Here is a 21,576-nt window from a genome sequence, read left to right as displayed (position 1 = left end):
CACGCGCGGGGTGTCGTTGACCCGGGGGAAGGGCAGCGCTCCTCGCGAGAGGGAGGGCAGGCATGACGGGCACGGCGAACGGCTCGGGCGGCAGGGCCCTTGCGGCGGCGAAGCTGATCCTCGGCTGGGTGGCGCTGCTGTGGGTGCTGGAGGCGGTGGACCAGGCCACGGGCAACGCCCTGGACACCTTCGGGGTGCGCCCCAGACGGCTCGACGAACTGGTCGACGTCATTCCGAGCGCCTTCATGCACTTCGGCTTCGAGCATCTGATGGCGAACACCGTGCCGTTGCTCGTGCTCGGCTTCCTCGCCGCGCTGCGCGGCACGGCCCGCTTTCTGACCGTCGCACTGATCATCGTGGTGACCAGCGGCCTCGGCGTCTGGCTGATCGCCCCCGAGGGCAGCAACACGGCCGGCGCCTCCGGCCTCATCTTCGGCCTGTTCGGCTATCTGCTGGTCCGCGGCTTCGTGGACCGCCGTATCACGGATGTCGCGCTCGGCGCCGTCGTCGCCGTCTTCTACGGCTCGATCCTGTGGGGCGTCCTGCCCACCCAGTCCGGCATCTCCTGGCAGGGCCATCTCTTCGGCCTCGTCGGCGGCGTCCTCGCCGCCCGCCTCACCGCCGAACCCCGCGCCCTGGGCGAGTCCAGACCGGCCTGGCACTGAGGCCCGCCGCGGGCCGGGGCCCGCCGCGGGCGCCGCCGCCGTGCCGCTCTCACACCCCCAGGCCCCGCACGGCCAGGTCCAGCAGCGCGCAGACGAAGAACGCGATGCCGATGAAGCTGTTGACCTGGAAGAACGCACGGTTGAGGCGGGAGAGGTCATGGGGGCGGACGATGGTGTGCTCGTAGAGGAAGGCCGCGGCGACGATGATCAGGCCGAGCCAGTAGAAGAAGCCGGCCGCGGTCAGGGCGCCGAAGAGGCCCAGCAGGAGCACCGTCACCGTGTGGGCGACGCGGGTGGCGCGGATGGCGTTGGCCGTGCCGAAGCGGGCGGGCACGGACATGACGCCGCCTGCGCGGTCCGCCTCCACGTCCTGGCAGGCGTAGATCAGGTCGAAGCCGCCGATCCAGATGCCCACGGCGAGGCCGAGCACCACCGCGTGCCAGGACCAGGCGCCGGTGACGGCGATCCACGCGCCGACCGGGCCGATGGCCTGGGCGAGTCCGAGGATCGCGTGCGGCAGGTTCGTGAACCGCTTGCCGTACGGGTAGACGACCATCGGGATCACGGCGAGCGGCGCCAGCGCGAGGCAGAGCGGGTTGAGCAGCGCACAGGCCCCGAGGAAGACCAGCACGGCGACGACGGCGCCCGTCCACGCGGTACGGACCGAGACGGCACCGGTCACCAGTTCGCGCCCGGCGGTGCGCGGATTGCGGGCGTCGATCTCCCGGTCGATGATCCGGTTCGCCGCCATCGCGAACGTCCGCATACCCACCATCGCGACGGTGACCAGGAAGAACTGCCACCAGTGGACGCTGCGGCTGTCGCGGTACATCGCGGTGAGCGTCGCGGTGTAGGCGAACGGCAGCGCGAACACCGAGTGCTCGATGACGACGAGGCGCAAGAACGCCCGCACCCGCCCGGACTCTGCCTCGGGCCCGGGGCCCGGACCGAGGACCCCTTCGGCGGTACTCACTGGTGTGACCTTCCGTTCGCTGTGTCGGCCTCCCCCGCCGGCCTGCCTTGGTGTATGCCGGGCAACCGCCGCCCGGCCCGATGTGTCCTCACGGAGCCTCGCTCACAGGCCGTACTCCCGCCAGCGGCGGGAGACCAGTTCGGCGATACGCGGATCGGACTCGATCATCTGCGGCCAGCCGCCGTCGCGCGTGTACCCCTCACCGGGCAGCTTGCGCGTCGCGTCGATACCGGCCTTGCCTCCCCAGAACTGCTGGTAGGAGGCGTGGTCGAGGTGGTCGACGGGGCCCTCGACGACGCTGAGGTCGCGGGCGTAGTCGACGTTGCCCAGCGCGCGCCAGGCCACCTCGTGCATGTTGCGCACATCGCAGTCCGCGTCGACGATCACGATGAGCTTGGTCAGCGACATCATGTGGGCGCCCCAGATGGCGTGCATGACCTTCTGCGCGTGCTTGGGGTACTTCTTGTCGATCGCGACGATCGCGCAGTTGTGGAAGCCGCCCGCCTCGGGCAGGTGGTAGTCCACGATGTCCGGGACGACGATCTTCAGCAGGGGCAGGAAGAACCGCTCGGTGGCCCGCCCCAGCGGACCGTCCTCCGTCGGCGGGCGGCCCACCACGATGGACTGGAGCAGCGGGCGCCGGCGCGTCGTCACGCAATCGATGCGCAGCGCGGGGAACGGCTCCTGCGGGGTGTAGAACCCGGTGTGGTCGCCGAACGGGCCCTCGGGCAGCATCTCGCCGGGCTCCAGCCACCCCTCCAGCACGACCTCGGCGGCGGCCGGCACCTGGAGCGGCACCGTCTTGCAGTCGACCATCTCGACGCGCTTGCCCTGGAGGAAGCCGGCCAGCAGATACTCGTCGATGTCGCCGGGCAGCGGCGCCGTGGCGGCGTAGGTGACGGCGGGCGGGCAGCCGAAGGCGATGGCGACCGGCAGCTTCTCCCCGCGCTGCGCGGCCACCTGGTAGTGGTTGCGGCTGTCCTTGTGGATCTGCCAGTGCATACCGATGGTGCGCCGGTCGTGCCGCTGGAGGCGGTAGAGGCCCAGGTTGCGGATGCCGGACTCGGGGTCCTTGGTGTGGGTGAGGCCCAGGTTGAAGAAGGAGCCGCCGTCCCCGGGCCAGGTGAACAGCGCGGGCAGCCGCTCCAGATCCACGTCCTCGCCCTGGAGGACCACGTCCTGGACGGGCGCCTCCTTGACCTTCCGCGGCGGCACGTGCGCCATCGAGCCGAGCTTGCCGAAGGCTTCCCGGAAGCCGACGAAGCCCTGCGGCAGCTCCGGCTTGAGCAGTCCGCCGATCTTCTCGGTGATCTCGTCGTAGGAGTCCAGGCCGAGCGCCTTGAGCAGCCGGCGGTCGGTGCCGTAGACGTTCATCGCCAGCGGCATCGACGCGCCCTTGACGTTCTCGAAGAGCAGTGCGGGACCGCCGGCCTTGTTGACCCGGTCGACGATCTCGCCCACTTCCAGATGCGGGTCCACCCGGGCCTTGATCCGTGTGAGATCCCGGTCCCGCTCCAGCGCCCGCAGCAGCGAGCGGAGATCGTCGTAAGCCATGCGCCCCAGTATCCTCCCCCGCACGCCTCGCCCTGAGCGAGGGGGCGGCCGTGCGGGCCCTTACGCTGGCTGTAGCAGGGGTCCGGAACCCGAAACCACGGCCGCGGGCGACCCGTCCGGCGGCCATCGCACCCAGGGGGCGTTCCACATGATCAGGTACCTGCCGTTCCTTGTGATCCTGGCCGTGTGGATCTACGCGTTCATCGACTGTCTGAACACCCCGGAGAACGAGGTGCGCAAGCTGCCCAAGGCGGCCTGGGTGCTCATCGTCCTGCTGTTCGGCGAGGTGCTGCTGGGGCCGATCGCCTGGTTCGCGGTGGGGCGGCCGCGGCACAACTCCCCGTACGGGGCCACCAGGCCGCAGGAGCGCCGCTGGGTCGCGCCGGACGACAACCCGGAGTTCCTCAAGTCCCTCAAGCAGGACCCGCCCGGGGCCGCCCCGTCGTCGCCGTCGTCGCCGTCGTCCCCCTCGTCCTCCGCGGCCCCGCGTGACGAGAAGCCCGCCGCTGAGCCCGAGTACCCCGAGGACACCGGCGGCCGGGACCGCAAGCGCGACGACGGCTCCGAGGCGGCCGAGGCCGACGCCCCGCGTCCGAAGGACAACGGCGGCGGCAGCGGGCCCGACGACCCGCCGGCCGCGCGCTGAGCCCGTCCCCCGGCCCCGGCCCGCCTCGGCTCACGGCCCCGGCTCAGGGGCCGGGCGGGCACTTGCCGGAGAAGGACTTCCCGTAGGTGCGGTACGGCTCCTCCGGGCGCTTGCCGCCGCCCTCCGGCTCCGGGTGCTCCACGATGTGCACGCTCTTGCACACCGGCCACAGATCGGGGCTCGTCCGCGGGTTGAAGCCGTAGGTGCCGGCCGCTCCCTCGATGCACGGATCGCAGCCGGACTCGCCGCCCCTGCTGTCCGGATTGAGGTTCAGCAGCTTGTTGTGCACGTCCTTGCGGACGCGCTCGGCCGAGGGCCTGCCGTTCTCCTTGCCCTCGGCCGCCGCCGAGGTGTCCTCGTAGGCGAGCCCGGACGCCTCCGCCACCGCACGGACCGCGTCGTGGTACATCGCCGCGTAGCCGTCGTCGAGCGGTTCGTCGCCGAGGTCGATCCCCTTCGTCGTCCGCTCGAACCAGCTGCGGAAGCTGTCGAAGCCGGGCGGCGCCGCGTCGCTGTCGCGCTGCCAGGCCGGGTCGTAGGCGGCGGCGTTCACCAGCCGGATCCCGGCCTTGTGCATCCGCTTCGTGACGGTCTCTCCGGTCAGCTGCGGCGGCATCCCGATGCCGACCTTGACGATGCGCAGCGGCCGGCCGTACCCGCAGCGTGCCTCCGTGAGCCGCTCGACCAGCGCCGGCAGGTCCTCGTCACGCCCGGCGTAGAAGACGGTGTCGGACTTCGAGGCGCAGATGTCCAGCACGGGGATGCGGAACAGGTTCGGGGTGCCGGCCTCGTCGCCGCGGGTGCCGACGTAGCTGGCGGAGTTGCGCTTCAGCTCGTACCGGTCGCCGAACGCGGCGAGCACCCGCTTCTCCAGGTCCCGCGAGTAGGTGTCCTCGGCCCGCTCGTCGAGGACGAGGAAGCCGCGCCGGGAGTCCTCGGCGGCGTCCAGATGGCGGCGGAGCGCGTCGGTGAAGTGCTCGTTGGACGGCGAGGTCTTGAAGAAGTACCGGCCCGCGTTCATGTCCGAGGAGGTGATCACCGGGCCGATCGAGGGGATGCCGCGGTCGGCCAGCGCCTCGATGGTCTGCCGGGATTCGCTGGTGCTGCTGGGCAGTCCGACGGTGGCGATCAGCGGCGGGCCGTCGCCGGGCAGCGTGCCCAGGGTGCGCACGACCGGCTCCCAGTTCTTCATGTCCTTGCCGAGGTCCGCGAGGAGCAGCTCCAGCTTGGGCCCGGACCGCGCGTTGGCGGCGCGCTGGGCCGCGAGGGCGCCGGCCAGCCCGTGCCGGAGCAGATCGAGCGGCACGGCGCTGGTCTCGTCCGAGCTGAACGGCATGGTCAGCGCGACCCGGCGGCGCTGCCGCGCGTCCCTGCCCTCGCTGCCCTGTGCGCCCTCGTCGGCGGCGTCGGCGTTCTGCTCGGCGAGCCGCCGCAGCAGCGGGGTCAGCCCGGGGTCGTGGTGGAACTCGCCGGCGGAGATGCCCATGCAGGCGCCCTCGACGCGCTGGACGCCCCGCGGGCAGGCGTCATTCCCGCCCCAGTCGGGCACGGTGACCAGGGTGACCACCCCGGCGATCAGCAGCAGGCAGGCCAGCACCGCGACGGCCTTCTCGCCCGGTCCGAGCGGGCGGCCGGGCAGCGGGCGCAGGGAGATCCTCACGGCTGTGTCAGTCCAATCCGTAGACGGGATAGGGCCGCGACTGCGCCCAGGCCGCCGCGGGCCAGCTGCCGGCCGCCGCGTCCAGCACGGTGAAGCCCTCGGGATGCCGCGGCGCCAGGAAGTCCAGTTCCTTGCGCAGCGCGGCGCACAGCTCCTCGGTGGGGGCCCGGAGCGGGTCGTCCAGCAGCCACAGGGCGTGCAGCAGCCGGTCGACGGACCGCCACACGTCGGCGTCCCGGCCGTCCCGGCCCCCGGGAGCGCCCTGGTCGTCCCGGCCGTCCCGGCCGTCGTCGGGGTCCGGCCGCGGGTCCGTGCGCTCGCGCAGGCCGCGGGCGATACGGGCCCGTTCGTCGCGCCAGGCGTCGTGCGGCGGATGGGGCGCGGTCGCCACCCGGCGCAGGACGGCGAGCCAGCGGGCCGCGTCACCGCCCCCGGTGAAGCGGGAGGTGAGCCGGGTGACGACGGCGGCGGCACGGCCCCGCGCGAGGGTGTGCCGCAGCTCCTCGGCCTCCTCGGCGTCCGCGGCCGCGCCCGCGGCGCCCCCGCCGCCGTCCCGGCCGTCCCGGCCGTGCCCGCCGTCCCGGCCGTCACCGTCACCTGCCGTGCCGGCGCGGGCGGCGTGGTGCGCGGCGAGGAAGGCGTGCATGTCGTCCCAGCGGCGGCCCGGTTCGACCTGCGGTGAACCCCTGCGTGCCTCGTGCACGAGCAGCGCGTGCAGAAAGGGATGGGAGACGAACGACGGGACGGCCACGGGCCCCGGCCCACCGGCGGCGTCCTCGCCGCCGTCCCGTCCCTCGCGACCGTCGTGGCCGCCCGCGCCGGTGGACCCGCCCAAGCCGTCGGGGCCGCCGAAGCCGTCGGGGCCGTCCGGCGCGGGGCGCGGGGCCCAGCGTTCGCGCTCCAGATAGCGGGCTGCCTCGGCGACGCGGGTGCGTTCGCTGCCGCCCGGCCCGCCGCCCCCGGCCGTCGTCGCGGCGTCCGGGGCGAGGACGACGGAGGCCGCGAGGGCCTCGGCGGCCGTACGGTCGCGGGCCAGGCACAGCATCATCAGGTGGTAGCGCAGCGGGAGTTCGGGCACCAGCCGCTGCACCAGCAGCTCGCCGACCGGCCCGCCGTCCTCGGTCTCCAGGTCGAGCAGCTCGCCGGGGTCGACGTCGCGCACGGCCGACGCCGCGACGACGGCCTCGCACAGCAGTGCGCTGCCGTGCGGGTGCCCGCCGGTCAGCCGGTGCAGCACGGTCGGCAGCCGCGGGTGCACGGGCCGCGGGGTACGCCGGAGCATGGCCTGGATGTCGGCGGGCGCCAGCGCGGCCAGCGGCACCTTCAACACCCCGCCGGTCGGCTCCCGTTCGGGCGGCGGGGGCCGCCAGCCGCCGGTCGGCCCGTTCCCGGAGAGGCGGGCGGTCACCGCGTGCGGGTACACGGCGTCGGCCGAGCCGCCGCCGTCCAGATGTCCTGCCACCACCACCAGCGGATCGGGGGTCCGCGCGCCGCCGCGTGCGCGGTGGTCGAGCAGCCGGGCGAGGAACTCCCGGCCCGCGGGCGCGTGGGCGTCGTCGAGCAGCGCGAGCGGGCGCGGTCTGCGGTTGACGCGCTGCCACCAGCCGGACCAGTGCTCGGCCAGATCGTCGAGCAGCGCGGCCAGCAGGGTGCTCTCGACGGGCGCGCGCAGATCGCCGCCCTGGTGGAAGTCCAGGCACATGCGCACCAGCGGATCGCCGGGGTGCTCGCCCGGTGCCGCGGCGCCGGCCCGGTACCAGGAGACGACGGTCTCCCGTTCCCTGCCGCTCAGATGCCGCGCGAAGTACTCGCCGACGACGAGCCCCGCGACGGGTTCGACGTCCTGCTCGGCGGCCGCGCCCGCCAACTGGGCGCTGATGCGCGCCGTCCAGCCCTCGCCGTCCTCCTCCGGTGCACCCTGCGCCAGCGGCAGCAGCCGCTCGAAGCGCGCCGCCGCCAGCTCCCGCTGGCCCTCCTGGCCGCGCCGCCAGCTGGAGACGGCGAACAGCCCCGCCAGCAGCCGGGGGAAGCGCAGCCGGTAGCCGGGGGTCTGCCGGGCGAGCCCGGTCACCAGCCGCTCCAGCACCTCGATCACGCCGGAGGTGTTGGACGGCGGATCCAGCGGCACCGGCGCGGGCGGGCCCGGCGCCGTGCCCGGCGCACCGGCGCCCTCCGGCGCCCCGCAGTCGACGCAGTCGACCCGGGCGAGGGGCAGACCGCCGGTGAACCGCTCCTGTGCGGCGTCCAGTACGGCGGTCTTGCCCGTCCCGTGCCGCCCGGACAGCAGGACGACGGGCAGCCGGCCGGGGTGCTCCTGGCGCACCAGCCGGGCACGCCGCCCCGGCCCGCCGGGCTCCAGCCCGGTCAGCCGCGGCAGCAGCTCCTCCAGGACCGCCTCGCGTCCGTACAGCACTGAGCGCCTCCCCCTTCGGCCACTGCCTCCCCTGCGACCCCGAGCCGCGCCTGCCCGGTTTCGGCGTTCACATGCCCAGCGACGACCGCACGACCTGCGCGACGACGTCCTCCAGCATCGACTTGACCGCTCCGCCGGACGCCGAGCCCACCAGGTCGCGGATCCGGGTCAGCACACCGGGCCGGGAGGGATCCGGGGTGTTCCCGCCGGTACTGCCGTCGGTGGTGCCGTCGGTGGTGCCGCCGTTCGCCGGGTCGCCGGGCAGGGCCGGGCGCCCCGCCAACTGGCCGGACAGGTGCAGCAGTTCGTCCAGCGCGTCCGCGTCCAGGCCGAGTTCGGGCGCCAGGCGTTCGACGAGCAGACCGAGTTCGGCGGGGCCGAGCTGCACCGAGTAGGTCACCTGCACGACGGTCGGCGAGGGCGCGTCCCGGCGCTCCCGCCAGTGCCGTACGTACTCGTCCAGCCGGGAGCCGCTCCAGACGAAGTCCCGTCCGTCGGTGGTCAGTTCGACCCGCAGCAGATCCGTCGTACGCTCCAGCAGACCGACGGTCTCCAGATGGGTGACGGCCTGTTCCACCTCGTTCTGGGTGAGTGCGGTACCGAGGAAGAAGACGTGTGGTGAGTCGTAGAAGTCGACGAGCCGGAACGGCGGACGGCCCCGGTGCACCCGCAGCCACTCCAGCACCGCGTCCTGCGCGTACCGGGCGCGCTCGGTGTCGTCCTCCCGGCGCCGCTGGAGCCGCCGCGCCTGCTCGGCCCCGCTCGGCTCCAGCAGGACGACACAGCCGTCACCGCCGCCGACGCCCTCGTAGGGGCGGATGAAGCCGAGCCCGGTGAGATGGTCGACGAGGGCGTCGAGCACCGGCTGCTGGATCAGCTGCCAGCTGCGGAAGTCCGCGCAGTCCACGGGCACGTCCCCGCGGCCCTCGGCATGCTCCGCGAGCCACAGCAGGAGCCGCGGCGCGTACCGCTCCAACTCCATGTCGGTGCCACCGCCCCCGTGTCGCGCTCCGTCGCCCCGCCCGCTCCCCGTCGTCCTCGGCCGCCGGGCCGCCCCTTCGCCCCGCAACCGGCGCATCAGTGCCCAGGAGATTACACAACGCAACTCCCCCGGGGACAGGGGCGCGTGGCTCCCGTGACGCACCCGTGGCATACGGCATCACCCGGTGACCGGACCAGCCTCACCGGGCCCCGTCCGTCCCGTCCGCCCCGTCCGCCCCCGCCCGCGGGAGAGCACGCGTACGGCCCTCAGCCCTCCCCGGCCGCACGCCGCGCGTAGGCGGCCCGCAGCTCGGCGAGCCGGGCGGGCGCCCAGGCCGCGGGCGTCGCGGGGCGCCCCTGCAACGCGCCGTGCAGCAGCTCGAAATGCCGGTGCCACAGGGCCAGCCGCGCCACCGGCCCCTCGGCCACGGCTCCCGCGCCTCCCGCGTCGGCCCCGCGCGCCCCGTTGTCGGCATCGTCTGCGTTGCCAGCGTCGTCGGCAACGCCGACACCGCCGACATCATCGACGTCGTCGTCGAAGTCGTTGCCGAACCGTACGCGCGTCGTCTCACCGCCGTCCCGGCCCTCGTCCGCCTCCAGGACGAAGCCGAACGACCCGCGCGCGCCGACGGTGTACTCCGCGCAGCGGCGGCGCTCCCAGGCGGTGATCCGGCCGGGCACGGCGGGCCCGTCGCCGTTCAGCCAGCGCAGCGCGACCGCGCCGCCGGGACCCGGCTCGAACGGGTCGGCGGCGGCCAGCCAGCCGCGCAGACCGCCGGGTGTGGCGACGGCTGCCCACGCGCTCTCCAGCGGGTGCGGCAGCCGCAGCTCGAAGTGGATGGTGTGCGCCCGGCCGTCGGGACCGGTGTGCGCACTGCCGTAGGGGACCGGGCTGTTGGTGCTCATGGCTCCACCTTCATCCCGCACGCACGGCAGTGCCCCCTCAGATGCCCGCGTACGAGTGCTTGCCGTTGAAGAAGATGTTCACACCGTAGTAGTTGAACAGGAAACAGGCGAAGGCCAGGAGTGCGAGATATGCCGCTTTCCGGCCCTTCCAGCCCGCCGTCGCACGCGCGTGCAGATACGCGGCGTACGCGACCCAGGTGATGAACGACCAGACCTCCTTGGGGTCCCAGCCCCAGTAGCGGCCCCAGGCGTCGCCCGCCCAGATGGCGCCCGCGACGATCGTGAACGTCCAGAACGGGAAAACGGCCGCGTTGATCCGGTAGGCGAACTTGTCCAGCGAGTTGGCCGCGGGCAGCCGCTCCATGATCGAGGTGGCCACCTTTCCGGGCTTCTCCCCGCGCAGCAGCTTCGCCTCGTAGGCGTCCCGGAACAGGTACAGCAGCGAGCCGACGAAGCCGAGGTAGAACAGCGCACCGCAGATGATGGCCAGCGAGACGTGGATCCACAGCCAGTAGGAGTGCAGCGCGGGAACGAGCTGGTCGCTGTCGGTGTAGAAGACGGTGACCGCCAGCCCGAGGTCCAGCAGCACGGTGGTGACCAGCGGCAGACCGATCCAGCGCACCCGCTTCTTCGCGGCCAGGAAGCCCAGGAAGGCACCGACGGCGACCATCGAGAACGCCGTCGAGAACTCGTACATGTTGCCCCAGGGGGCGCGCTGCACCGACAGCGAACGCGACAGCACCCCGCCGGCGTGCAGCAGGAACGCCAGCACCGTGAGCGAGACGGCGATCCGCCCGTACATGTCGCCCTGCTCGTCACCGGCCGCGGCACCGGGGCCGTCCGGCAGCTCACCGCGCTTCCCGGCCGCGGAGCGGGTGACGACCTCGGGCGCCGCCGGCTTCTCCAGCACAGCTGTGCCGCCGGACTGCGACTTCACCTGGACGGAGACGCCGGACTGCGCCGGGACCCCGCCCTTCTCGGCGCCCCCGTCGGCGGTGAGGGCGGCGGCGGTCCTGGCCACCTTGCTGCGGCTGCCGAACGTCCACTCGGCGATGAACGCGAAGAAGGCGAGGACGTAGACGGCCATCGCGGAATAGATCAGATAGTTGCTGATCTGTGCGAGCTGCTCGTTGGGTTCGGCTGCAAGGATGGTCACTTGCCTGCTCCTTCGGAGGATTCAGCAGGATCGGCGGAATCCGTACCGCCGTCCGCTTCCGTGCCGGCGTCCTCGTGCGGGGCACCCTGACGGCCGGTGGGGTGTTTCTCGTCGGCGGCGTCCTTCGCTGCTGCGGCGTCGTCGGCGGGTTCGGTGGCCTGCGGTGCCGCGTCCTGCATGGCGGCGACGAGCGCGGCGAGTTCGTCGGGCAGCCGGGAGGACTCGCTGCGGCCCAGGCCGGCCGCCTCGACGACCGTCCGCCCGTCCGCGCCTGCGACCGCCCGCACCCACACCCGGCGCCGCTGGATGAACAGCGAGCCGGCCAGGCCGAAGATGGCGGCGAGCGCGCCACCCAGCGCCCAGCCGTTGCCGACCTGGTGGGAGACCTGGAAGTTCGCCCACTCCTTGACGCCCTCGAACTTCAGACTGCCCGCGCCGTTCGGCAGCTTCATCGTGTCGCCGGGCGTGAGCTTCTTCGCGAACGGGGAGCCGTCCGGGGCCTTGAACTTCGTCATGTTCTCGGTGTCCAGCTGGTACACGTTCTGCGCCGGACCGCCGTCGACCCCCAGATTGCCGTGGTAGGCCGTCAGGAACATCGCCGGGTTCTTCAGCATCGGCGACTGGGAGAACATCGTGCCGCTGTTCGGGGCGAAGTCGGGGACGAAGAAGCCCTGGAAACCGAGCTGGTCCTTGCGCCCCTTGGCGTCGACGTAGTCGGTGACCTTCACGACGCCGCTGGAGGTCTGGTTGTTGTCCTGCTGGAGGAAGGGAACGGGGCCGCGGTAGGCCACATTGCCCTTGCCGTCCTTGACGGAGACGACGGGAGCGAAGCCGTTGGCGATCAGGTACACCTTCGAGGAGCCCAGCTCCAGCGGGTGGTTGACCTTGATCGTGGTGTCCTTCTCCTTGCCGTCGCCGCCCTCCCAGTAGGCGACGTCGGCCTGGAAGTCCCGCGCCGTGCCCTTGTTGGGGCCGCTCTCCTCATAGGTGGCGTGGAAGTCCTTCAGCCGGAACCCGAACGAGTCGAGCATGTCGGCGGTGAACAGCGAACCGGACTGGAAGTCGTCGTACTGCGTGAGGGTGTTGGAGAACCCGTCGCCCTGCACGACCAGCTTGTTGCCCTCCGACTTCCACAGCTGCCCCGAGGCGAACGCCAGCAGCAGCACGATCAGCGCGATGTGGAAGGCGAGATTGCCCGCCTCGCGCAGATAGCCCTTCTCCGAGGCCACCGCGTCGCCCTGCACATGCGCCCGGAACCGCCGCTTGCGCAGCAGCTGCCGCGCCGCCTCCCGTACCGTCTCGGGATCGGCCTCGGTGCGCCACGTCGCGTAGACGGGCATCCGGTCCAGCTTGCGCGGGGCACGCGGCGGACGCGCCCGCAGCTGGCCGACGAACTGCCAGGTGCGCGGCACGATGCAGCCGACCAGCGAGATGAACAGCAGGATGTAGATCGCCGAGAACCACACCGACGTGTAGACGTCGAACAGCTGGAGCTTGTCGTAGAGCGGCGCGAGCGTCTCGTGCTGCTCACGGAACTTCTCGACCTTGAGCGCGTCGACGGGCGTCTGCGGAATCACCGAGCCGGGGATCGCGCCCAGCGACAGCAGGAACAGCAGGATCAGCGCCACCCGCATCGAGGTCAGCTGCCGCCAGAACCAGCGCACCCAGCCGATCACCCCGAGCGAGGGCACGTTCAGCCGCTCCTCGCCCGGAGCCGTCGACAGCTGTGCCGCGGCCTCCCGCTCCTCGCGCGCCGCGCCCTCCGGGGCGCCGCCGGCGTCCCCCGCCGGACCGCCCGTCTCCTGGCCGGCGTCGGCGCCGGTACCGGTCGTGCTCATGGATCAGATCCCCACGGTGAAGTCGGACGACCAGATCGTGATCTCGTAGACGATCCGGTCCCACAGGCCGGTGACGAGCAGCACCCCCACCGCGACGAGCATCCCGCCGCCGATCCGCATGACCCAGGCGTAGTGCCGCTTGACCCAGCCGAAGGCGCCCAGCGATCTGCGGAACGCGACGGCCGCCAGCACGAACGGCACGCCCAGACCCAGACAGTAGGCCACCGTCAGCAGCGCGCCGCGCTCCGCGCTCGCCTGCTGCGAGGAGAGCGTGAGCACGGCGGCGAGCGTCGGCCCCATGCACGGCGTCCACCCGATGCCGAACAGCACCCCGAGCATCGGCGCACCGGCCAGCCCTATCGCGGGCCGCTTGTGGATGCGGAACTCGCGCGAGGTGAACCGGGACAGCGGCCCCAGCATCCCCATGAAGGCGAACCCCAGCAGGATCGTGAGCGCGCCCAGCACCTGCGCGATACCGCGCTGATGGACGCGCAGGGTGTCGCCGAAGCCGCCGAAGAGCGCACCGCCGGAGACGAACACCGCGGTGAAGCCGAGCACGAACAGGCCCGCGCCGAGGAACATCCGCCCCCGGCGTGCCTCGGCCAGATCGCTGCCGCTCACACCGGTGACGTAGGAGAGATAGCCGGGCACCAGGGGCAGCACGCACGGCGAGAAGAACGACACCAGGCCGCCCAGCAGCGCCACGGGCAGGGCCAGCAGCAGCGCGCCGTTGAGCACCGTCTCGTTCATACCGGTGGCCGCGAGGGAGAGCATCGGCAGGTCACTTCGCCGCGATCAGAGGGTCGAGCGCCGAGCGCAGTTCCTTCTCGCTCAGCTCCTTCAGCGCCCGCACGGCGATCTTCCCGTCCCTGTCGAGGACGACGGTGGACGGGATGGCCTGCGGGGAGAGCGTGTTCTTGGGGAACTTGAGGATGAGCCTGCCGTTGGGGTCGTAGAAGCTCGGGTAGTCGATCTCGTAGTTGCGCTCGAACGCCTTGGCGTTGGCCTTGTCCAGATCCCGGGTGTTGATCCCGATGAACTGGACGCCCTTGTCCTCGGTGTCCCGGGCGACCTTGGCGAGGTTCGGCGCCTCGGCCCGGCACGGACTGCACCAGGAGCCCCACACGTTCAGCACGACGACCTTGCCGCGGTAGTCGGACAGCTTGAGCTTCTTGCCCTCGACCGAGGTGCCCGTCAGCTCGGGAGCGGACTTGCGCTCACCGGCCGGCACCTTGGTGATCTGCCCCGTGCCCTGCACGAACTTGGTGTCCCCACCGGAGGAGCCGGTCTTCTCCTGCCCGCTGCACCCGGTGAGCAGCAGCGCCCCCGCCGCCGCACAGGCCGCCAGCGGCACGAGACGGCGCGAGGCCCCTCCCCCGCGGCCGCCACCGCGCCCCCTGCGCACGGTGCGGGCGGCACCCGCACCGTCGGCGGGGGACGCTGTGCCCGCCCTGCGCGCGGCACGACGGCGGAGGGAAGCGCGGATCTGGCTCATGTGAAAAGTTTCGCATGACCTCTCAGGGGATCTTCCGCACCCCCCTTCCGGCCCCGTACGGCCTGGCAGCGGGCCTGTTCAACGCCCCGGCGCGGGGCCGTTCACGCCCCCACGGCGCCGCTGCCGCCGGTGTTCCGCCGGGGCCCGCCCCGCAGATGCTCCGGCACCAGATCGATCGCCGGCTCGCTGTAGCCGACGGAGACGATGCGGTCGCCCAGGAACGTGAAGCTCGTCAGCGACGCGAGGGTGCACTGCCGGCGGCGCGGGTCGTGCCACAGCCGGCGCCGCTCGACATAGCTGCGCAGCGTCCAGATCGGCAGCTGATGGCTGACCACCACGGCCTCGTGCCCGCGCGCCGCGTCCTTGGCGCTCTCCAGCGCCCCGCGCATCCGCACCACCTGATCGATGTACGGCTCGCCCCAGGACGGCCGGAACGGGTTGAGCAGATGACGCCAGTTCTCCGGCCGGCGCAGCGCCCCGTCCCCGACGCCGAACGTCTTGCCCTGGAAGACGTTCCCCGCCTCGATCAGCCGGTCGTCGACGCCGACGTCCAGCCCGTGCGCCTTCGCCACCGGCGCCGCCGTCTCCTGCGCCCGCTCCAGCGGCGAGGCCACGACGCGGGTGATGTCGCGCCCTTCGAGGTGCTCGGCGACCCGGTCGGCCATCCGCCGCCCCAGCTCCGAGAGGTGGTACCCGGGCAGCCGCCCGTACAGGATCCCCTCGGGGTTCTCCACCTCGCCGTGCCGCATGACGTGCACCACCGTGACGGTCTTGCCGTCCTCCCCGGCTCTCATCGCGCCGCTCCCTTCCGCATCCGCTGCCATCCCGTCCCGTCCGCTCACGCCGGCACCGCCTCGGCCGCGGCACGCGCGGCGGCCGGCAGGGCCTCGGCGATCTTCCCGAGGGCCCGCTCGTCGTGCGTGGCCGAGACGAACCAGATCTCGAAGCCGGACGGCGGCAGATAGACGCCCTGCGACAGCATCGAGTGGAAGAACGCCGTGAACCGGAAGGTCTCCTGGCGCCGGGCCGCCTCGTAGTCCTGGACACCGGCCGTGCCGAAGTCCCCGAAGAACACCGAGAACATGGTCCCCGCCGTCTGGAGGGCGTGCGCCACGCCCTCCTTGTTCAGCGCCTCGGAGACCATCTGCTGCAACTGCCGGGAGGCGGCGTCCACCTTCGCGTGCGCGGCGAAGTCGTCGGCGGCCAGCGCCCGCAGCTGTGCGAGCCCCGCCGCCGTCGCGACCGGGTTCCCGGACAGCGTGCCCGCCTGGTACACGGGCCCGGCCGGGGCGAGGTACTCCATCACGTCACGCCGGCCGCCGAAGGCCGCCGCGGGGAAGCCGCCGCCCATCACCTTGCCGAACGTCATCAGATCCGGCACGACGCCCTCGACGCCGTACCAGCCCTGCGGGCTCGCCCGGAACCCGGTCATGACCTCGTCCGAGATGAACAGCGCGCCGTCCGCCTCGCACAGCTCCTTGAGCCCCTGGTTGAAGCCCGGCTCGCCCTCGGAGGCGGGCCGCGGCGGGACGATGCCCATGTTGCCCGGGGCCGCCTCGGTGATCACACAGGCGATCTCGCGCGGGTGGGCGGCGAATGCCTCACGAACCGCATCCAGATCGTTATACGGCAGCACGATCGTGTCCCCCGCCTGCGCCCCGGTCACCCCCGGGGTGTCCGGCAGACCCAGCGTGGCGACGCCCGAGCCGGCCGAGGCGAGCAGCGCGTCGACGTGACCGTGGTAGCAGCCGGCGAACTTCACGACCTTCGAGCGGCCGGTGAAACCGCGGGCCAGCCGGATCGCCGACATGGTCGCCTCGGTACCGGAGGAGACGAGTCGTACCTGCTCAACGGGGTCGATACGGCGGACGATCTCCTCCGCGAGCGCCACCTCGTCCTCGCCCGGCGTGCCGAACGACGTACCGCGCGCGAGCGCCTGCTGCGCCGCCGCCGTCACCTCCGGGTGCGCATGGCCGAGGATCATCGGCCCCCAGGAGCAGACGAGATCCACGTACTCCCTGCCGTCCGCGTCCGTCAGGTACGGACCGGTACCGGACACCATGAAACGGGGCGTACCGCCCACGCCGCGGAAGGCCCGCACCGGAGAGTTCACGCCTCCCGGCGTCACGGCGGCGGCACGTTCGAAGAGCGACTGCGATACTGGGGCGCTGTACGAGTAAGTCACGAAAGCCATGGTGTCAGAGCCCCGTACGTGAGGGGCCAGGGGCGTTTCACGGTCCGTGAGGCGGGGAGGTCTCTGACACGATGATCGGGCCGCGCGTGACGGCAGTGCGGTCCGGACGAGCAGTCGGGTGGTGACATGCACCGCGGTGGCGGACTGGGAGAGGGGACCGGCGGCCCCTTTGAGCCTGGCCCGGGGCGCGCTCAGGGGCGTCACCGGCGTGATGCGGCGAGCCGGCGCGAAGCGGCGGAGATCCAGAACAACGCGGGGATCCGGAACAACACCGGAGACCACGCTGAGACCCAGAACAGCAGGGGTGGCGGCCGAGTGGGGGTGACCTACAAGTACTTCGGGGCACCGGATGGCGCCACAGCCGCTCGCGTTCCCATCTCGATGCGCCCGGAGGAGCTGGGCGGGGACGAGTTGGGACAGGGCATGTTCACCAAGATCAAGCCCGAGACGATGGCGGCGATGGTGCTCACCGGAATCGAGGGCATACCCCTCAACCGCGTGCCCCCGCTCGAACTCGTCGTCCTGCACCCCGACTACGCCGTGGTGAAGCTGCCGATGACGGTCGTCGACCCGCTGCGCGGCATCGGCGAGGAATCGGTGGGCGCCGCGGCCTTCATCTGGTCCACGGTCCCGGACCGCGCCGGCCCCCAGGACGCCTTCAGCGTCTACCAACTCCTGCACCGGTGGCAGGACTTCTCCGACCGCCTGCACGAGGCGGGCCACCAGGCGTACTGCCTGGTCTGGCCCTGATCCCCCGCCGGCCACACGCACTTCCGCTCCTGACGCGGCCCCCGGTGCGCACGGACAGCCCGTGTCCCGCGCGCTCGGGGCCCCGCACGAGCGCCCGGGCGAGCCGGGCACGGTCGGCCCGAGGGCCCAACTCCCCCGCACGGCACGGAGCGTCGCGCGCTCCGTCTAGCCTCGCCCCATGCTGCATCTGCGGTTGATCTCGCCACCGGACCGGACGCCCGCCGTCGTCGCTCTCGTCGAGTCCACGGTCGGCGCCACCCACCTGGCGGTTCTGGAGGGCGCGGCCCGCGCCCCGGCGGGCGATGTCGTGCTGTGCGACGTGGCGCGTGAGGCGGGCGACGAACTCCTCCAACAGCTGCGCGCGTTGGGCCTGGACCAGGACGGGGCCATCGCCGTCGAGAACATCGATCTGTCCCTCTCCCGGCGTGCCGAACGCGCGGAGGAGGAGGCGCCGGGCGAGGGCGTCGACGCGGTGCTGTGGGAGTCGCTGGCCGGCGCCACGCACGAGGAGTCCGGGCTCACCGTCACCTACCTCACCTTTCTCACGGTGGCGACGATGCTGGCGGCCTGCGGCATCCTCGCCGACAGCGCGATCCTGATCGTCGGCGCGATGGTGGTGGGCCCGGAGTTCGGCCCGCTGGCCGGGGTGTGCACGGCGCTGGTCCGCCGGGCGCCCCGGCTGCTGCTGCGCTCCCTCGTCGCGCTGCTGGCCGGCTTCCCGGTGGCGATGGCGCTGACGGGCGGGTTCAGTGTGCTGATGGACGCGCTCGGGCTGTTCTCCTACGCCGACTTCGCCAGGCCGCACCCCGTCAGCGAGTTCGTCTGGCAGCCCGACAAGACCTCGTTCGTGGTGGCGCTGCTGGCGGGCGTCGCGGGCATCGTGTCGCTCACCTCGTCCAAGTCCGGTGCCCTGGTGGGCGTCGCGATCTCCGTGACGACGGTGCCGGCCGCCGCCAACGCCGCGCTGGCCCTCGGCTACGGCAACATGCGGGAGACCTGGGGGTCGTTCGTCCAGCTCGGGGTGAACCTGGCCGGCATCGTGCTGGCGGGCACGCTCACCCTGCTGTGCCAGAAACACTTCTGGGAGCGCCGGCGCCGCCGCACCGGGCCCGTGCAACACCCCTGACCCGGCCGGGAGTTCCGCATCGCGACGGCCGGGCGCGCACGGACCGGCCCGGACACACCGGCGCCCCGCGGCGGTCCGTCCGCCGCGGGGCGCCGACGGCCTCGGCCGGGCCGTACGGTGAACCGGTTCAGCTCTCCTTCCGCCCGGGCCCCGGCTCGTCCTCGGGGCCGTCCCCGCCCGGATCGTGGCCGGACTCCGCTGACCCGGCCCCCTCTTCCGCCCCGGTCTTCTCCTCCTGACCGGTCTGCTCCAGCTCGTCCGCCTCCGGGTTGAGGGAGGCGACATCGGTGGCCTGGAGGGAGGGCTCGGGCGCCGCCGGGCCGATCCGGAACTCGAAGTCGCCGTCGTACAGCTCGTGTCCGGCGATGACGGCGCTGCCGACGGCCTCCTCACCGCGCTCGCCCACCACGATGAGCGGGTCGCGGCGCAGATCCTTGGTGAGCGCGATGCACAGGCCGATCATCACGATCGTGAACGGCACCGCGACCAGGATGGTGAGGTTCTTGAGTCCTTCGAGCGCCTTGTCCCCGCCCCCGCCGATGAGCAGCATGATTGCGGCGACCGCACCCGTGAGGACGCCCCAGATGATGACGACGAGCCGGCTCGGCTCCATGGTGCCCTTCTGCGAGAGCGTGCCCATGACGATCGAGGCGGCGTCGGCGCCGGAGACGAAGAAGATCGCGACGAGGATCATCACCACGAGGCTGGTGGCGCTCGCGATCGGATACTCGTTCAGCACTCCGAACAGCTGGCCCTCCTGGGTCGCCTCCTTGGCGAGCCCCGCGCCGTTGGCCTCCAGGTCCATGGCGGTACCGCCGAAGATCGCGAACCAGATGAGGCTCACGACGCTGGGGACCAGGATGACGCCGCCGACGAACTGGCGGATCGTACGGCCGCGGCTGATGCGGGCGATGAACATGCCCACGAAGGGCGTCCAGGAGATCCACCACGCCCAGTAGAAGACCGTCCAGCTGCCCAGCCAGTCCGCGACGCCCTTGCCGCTGCTCGCGTCCGTGCGACCGACCAGCTGCGGCAGATCGCCGATGAACCCGCCGAGCGAGGTCGGGATCATGTTCAGCATGAGGATCGTCGGCCCGACGACGAACAGGAAGACCACCAGCAGACCGGCCAGCACCATGTTGATGTTGGACAGCCACTGGATGCCCTTGGCCACCCCCGAGACGGCCGAGGCGACGAAGGCGACGGTCAGCACGGCGATGATCGCCACCAGGATCCCCTGGCTGACGTTGTCCATCCAGCCGACTTCCTTGATACCGCTGCGGATCTGCAAGGCGCCCAGGCCCAGCGAGGCAGCGGATCCGAAGAGCGTCGCGAAGATCGCCAGGATGTCGATGACCTTGCCGAAGGCGCCGTTGGCGTTCCGCTTGCCGATCAGCGGGGTGAACACGGCGCTTATGGTCTGCCGGCGCCCGCGCCGGAAGCAGCTGTAGGCGATGGCCAGCCCCACGACCGCGTAGATGGCCCACGGGTGGAGCGTCCAGTGGAAGAGGGTCGTGGCGAGGGAGGTCTCCATCGCCTCGGCCTTGTTCGCCGGGTTGGTACCGGGCGGTGGTTCGGAGAAGTGGGTCAACGGCTCGCTCACGCCGTAGAACATCAGCCCGATGCCCATACCGGCGCTGAACATCATCGCGACCCAGGAGACGGTCTTGAACTCCGGCTCCTCGCCCTCCTTGCCGAGGGTGATCTTCCCGTAGCGGCTGAAGGCGAGCCACAGGGAGAAGATCACAAAGCCCGTGGCCGCCAGTACGAAGGCCCAGCCTCCGTTGTGCATGGTGCCGTTGAGCAGTTTCGTCGAGACGTCTTCCAGGGAATCCGTCGCCGCCCCGCCCCAGATCACGAAGGCGAGCGTCAATGCCGCCGTGACGCCGAACACGACGCGGTCGGTCTGCGGCCCCCGGGTCAGTCCCCCGCTGGAGGCGTACGCCTCCTCTGTCTCAGGTTTCACGTCTGTCTATCGCCCTTCCTCCGGTGAACTCCGGACCTTCACTTGTCACGGTTTCCGCAAGGGCTTCGGGACGCCGCCACGCGCACGCGGTGGCGGTGACCGGGCCTCCCCGCCGGGCCCGGACGCCTCGAACTCCCGCTTGCTTCGCCGATTTCCGGTGTGCTCACAGGTCCTGACTCCCTTTCAGGTGTCATGATCACGACCTGCGCGCGACAGGGACCCGGCAAGCCTAGGGCGCACTACCCGGCCAGGAGCCCTGTCGGAGCCGCCCGGTGGTACTTCTTTGCAGAGCCGGAACACGGAAGGGTTGTCGGGTACGGACAAGCCGGGCGACTCGACCCCCGCACCGGTACCCACGACACCGCCGCACCACCCCGGACACCCCGACAACCCGCCCCGGACGGGCGGCCGTCAGGAGAGGGGGAGACGGCGACGGGGAAAGAAAGGGGCGGCGGCGGAGGCTCAGCCCGCCTCGTCGGGCGGGGGAGGCGGCGCGTCCCCCGTGAGGTACCGCTGGATCGTCGGCCCGAGCCAGCGGACGATCTCCTCGTGGCTCATGTCCACCGCGGGCGGCAGCTGAAGGACGTACCGGCACAGCGCCATGCCCAGGATCTGGGAGGCCGCGAGCGCCGAGCGGGTGGCCGCCTCCTCGGCATCCGGGGACAGTTCGTCGGCCAGGGGGCGCAACTGCGTGCGGAAGATCCGCCGCATCTCCTCGGCGCCCTCGGGATTGGTGGCGCCCACGCGCAGCAGCGCGGTCAGCGTCTCGTCCTGCTCCCAGCGGGAGAGGAAGTGCCGCACCAGCATCGCGCCCACGTGCCGGCGCGGGATGTAGTAGACGTCCGGCATCTTCAGGTCGAACTCGACGGCGGCCGCGAACAGGCCCGACTTGTTGCCGTAGTACCGCATCACCATCGACGGGTCGATGCCGGCCTCGCGGGCGATCAGACGGATCGTGGCGCGCTCGTAGCCGTCGGCGGCGAAGCGGTCCCGGGCCGCCCGCAGGATCGCGGCCCGCGTCTCGTCCGACCGGCGCCGGGGCGCCTCCGGCGGGTCACCCCGCTGCTCCTCGCCCTGTGCGGCCTCGGCTCCGTCCATGCCCACAACTGTAGGCCAACGAGCGTTGACACGCCATCGCGCCGCCGCTTACGGTGGTGCCAACAAGCGTTGGCCACCAGGCGTTGACCCGTGTTGACCAGCCCTGTTTGACCAGCGCTGTTGAGCACCGCCGTTGACCACCGGGCATCGACCAC

At 72.1% G+C, this 21,576-nt stretch carries 17 protein-coding genes and 1 pseudogene; 4 read left to right on the top strand and 14 right to left on the bottom strand.

Annotation, left to right across the window (positions count from 1 at the left end; genetic code table 11):
* Positions 1–62: 62 nt before the first annotated feature.
* On the top strand, positions 63–665 hold the full coding sequence (locus SCA03_RS05590) for a rhomboid family intramembrane serine protease (RefSeq protein ID WP_030880393.1): 603 nt from the start codon (positions 63–65) through the stop codon (positions 663–665).
* A gap of 49 nt (positions 666–714) precedes the next feature.
* Here the strand turns inward: SCA03_RS05590 and mqnP are convergent, their stop codons facing one another.
* Both mqnP and SCA03_RS05580 read right to left on the bottom strand, forming a co-directional pair.
* The gene (gene mqnP / locus SCA03_RS05585; protein WP_030894075.1) at positions 715–1,638 is read right to left on the bottom strand and encodes a menaquinone biosynthesis prenyltransferase MqnP; all 924 of its coding nucleotides are present in this window, start codon (positions 1,636–1,638) and stop codon (positions 715–717) included.
* Between the two features lie 102 nt (positions 1,639–1,740).
* On the bottom strand, positions 1,741–3,192 hold the full coding sequence (locus tag SCA03_RS05580; RefSeq protein WP_086816430.1) for a menaquinone biosynthesis decarboxylase: 1,452 nt from the start codon (positions 3,190–3,192) through the stop codon (positions 1,741–1,743).
* Between the two features lie 148 nt (positions 3,193–3,340).
* Between SCA03_RS05580 and SCA03_RS05575 the strand changes: the two genes are divergently transcribed.
* Positions 3,341–3,838 carry a PLD nuclease N-terminal domain-containing protein gene (locus SCA03_RS05575; protein ID WP_086816428.1) on the top strand — a complete coding sequence of 166 codons (498 nt, stop codon included), beginning with the start codon at positions 3,341–3,343 and terminating at the stop codon, positions 3,836–3,838.
* Positions 3,839–3,881: 43 nt separating this feature from the next.
* Here the strand turns inward: SCA03_RS05575 and SCA03_RS05570 are convergent, their stop codons facing one another.
* From SCA03_RS05570 to hemL, 10 genes are all read right to left on the bottom strand, one after another.
* Positions 3,882–5,498, bottom strand: a complete 1,617-nt coding sequence (locus SCA03_RS05570; RefSeq protein WP_086816425.1) for an ABC transporter substrate-binding protein — start codon at positions 5,496–5,498, stop codon at positions 3,882–3,884.
* Between the two features lie 7 nt (positions 5,499–5,505).
* A complete protein-coding gene (locus SCA03_RS05565) occupies positions 5,506–7,911 on the bottom strand; it encodes an ATP-binding protein (protein WP_086816422.1) in 2,406 nt (801 codons plus the stop codon).
* Between the two features lie 67 nt (positions 7,912–7,978).
* Complete coding sequence (locus SCA03_RS05560) at positions 7,979–8,893, bottom strand: hypothetical protein (protein ID WP_086816420.1); 915 nt, start codon at positions 8,891–8,893, stop codon at positions 7,979–7,981.
* A 266-nt stretch (positions 8,894–9,159) separates the two neighbouring features.
* Complete coding sequence (locus tag SCA03_RS35470) at positions 9,160–9,798, bottom strand: SRPBCC family protein (RefSeq protein ID WP_174864481.1); 639 nt, start codon at positions 9,796–9,798, stop codon at positions 9,160–9,162.
* Positions 9,799–9,835: 37 nt separating this feature from the next.
* Positions 9,836–10,954 (bottom strand): c-type cytochrome biogenesis protein CcsB, encoded by a 1,119-nt coding sequence (gene ccsB, locus SCA03_RS05550; RefSeq protein ID WP_030894088.1) that lies wholly within the window; start codon positions 10,952–10,954, stop codon positions 9,836–9,838.
* Positions 10,951–12,792, bottom strand: coding sequence for a cytochrome c biogenesis protein ResB (gene resB / locus SCA03_RS05545; protein ID WP_030880415.1), 1,842 nt, complete (start codon positions 12,790–12,792; stop codon positions 10,951–10,953). Before resB ends, ccsB begins: the two co-directional genes overlap by 4 nt.
* A gap of 3 nt (positions 12,793–12,795) precedes the next feature.
* Positions 12,796–13,566, bottom strand: a complete 771-nt coding sequence (locus SCA03_RS05540) for a cytochrome c biogenesis CcdA family protein (RefSeq protein ID WP_030880417.1) — start codon at positions 13,564–13,566, stop codon at positions 12,796–12,798.
* A gap of 7 nt (positions 13,567–13,573) precedes the next feature.
* Positions 13,574–14,287 (bottom strand): TlpA family protein disulfide reductase, encoded by a 714-nt coding sequence (locus SCA03_RS05535; RefSeq protein WP_078873075.1) that lies wholly within the window; start codon positions 14,285–14,287, stop codon positions 13,574–13,576.
* Positions 14,288–14,388: 101 nt separating this feature from the next.
* Positions 14,389–15,081 (bottom strand): histidine phosphatase family protein, encoded by a 693-nt coding sequence (locus SCA03_RS05530; RefSeq protein ID WP_230988501.1) that lies wholly within the window; start codon positions 15,079–15,081, stop codon positions 14,389–14,391.
* A gap of 44 nt (positions 15,082–15,125) precedes the next feature.
* A complete protein-coding gene (gene hemL, locus SCA03_RS05525) occupies positions 15,126–16,481 on the bottom strand; it encodes a glutamate-1-semialdehyde 2,1-aminomutase (RefSeq protein ID WP_030880429.1) in 1,356 nt (451 codons plus the stop codon).
* Between the two features lie 300 nt (positions 16,482–16,781).
* Between hemL and SCA03_RS05520 the strand changes: the two are divergent.
* Both SCA03_RS05520 and SCA03_RS05515 read left to right on the top strand, forming a co-directional pair.
* Positions 16,782–17,231, top strand: a pseudogene (locus SCA03_RS05520) (hypothetical protein); the annotation flags it as partial.
* A 178-nt stretch (positions 17,232–17,409) separates the two neighbouring features.
* Positions 17,410–18,357 (top strand): DUF389 domain-containing protein, encoded by a 948-nt coding sequence (locus SCA03_RS05515; RefSeq protein WP_086816988.1) that lies wholly within the window; start codon positions 17,410–17,412, stop codon positions 18,355–18,357.
* Positions 18,358–18,484: 127 nt separating this feature from the next.
* On the opposite strand, the gene SCA03_RS05510 is transcribed toward SCA03_RS05515, so the two are convergent.
* Positions 18,485–20,323, bottom strand: a complete 1,839-nt coding sequence (locus SCA03_RS05510) for a BCCT family transporter (protein WP_078873077.1) — start codon at positions 20,321–20,323, stop codon at positions 18,485–18,487.
* 462 nt (positions 20,324–20,785) lie between these two features.
* Positions 20,786–21,421: a TetR/AcrR family transcriptional regulator gene (locus tag SCA03_RS05505; RefSeq protein WP_086816985.1), complete on the bottom strand. Its 636-nt coding sequence runs from the start codon at positions 21,419–21,421 to the stop codon at positions 20,786–20,788.
* Positions 21,422–21,576 lie beyond the last annotated feature (155 nt).

The organism is Streptomyces cacaoi, assembly GCF_006539165.1.
In the GTDB taxonomy this organism is placed as follows: domain Bacteria; phylum Actinomycetota; class Actinomycetes; order Streptomycetales; family Streptomycetaceae; genus Streptomyces; species Streptomyces cacaoi.
This window is presented reverse-complemented; position numbering and strand designations above follow the sequence as displayed.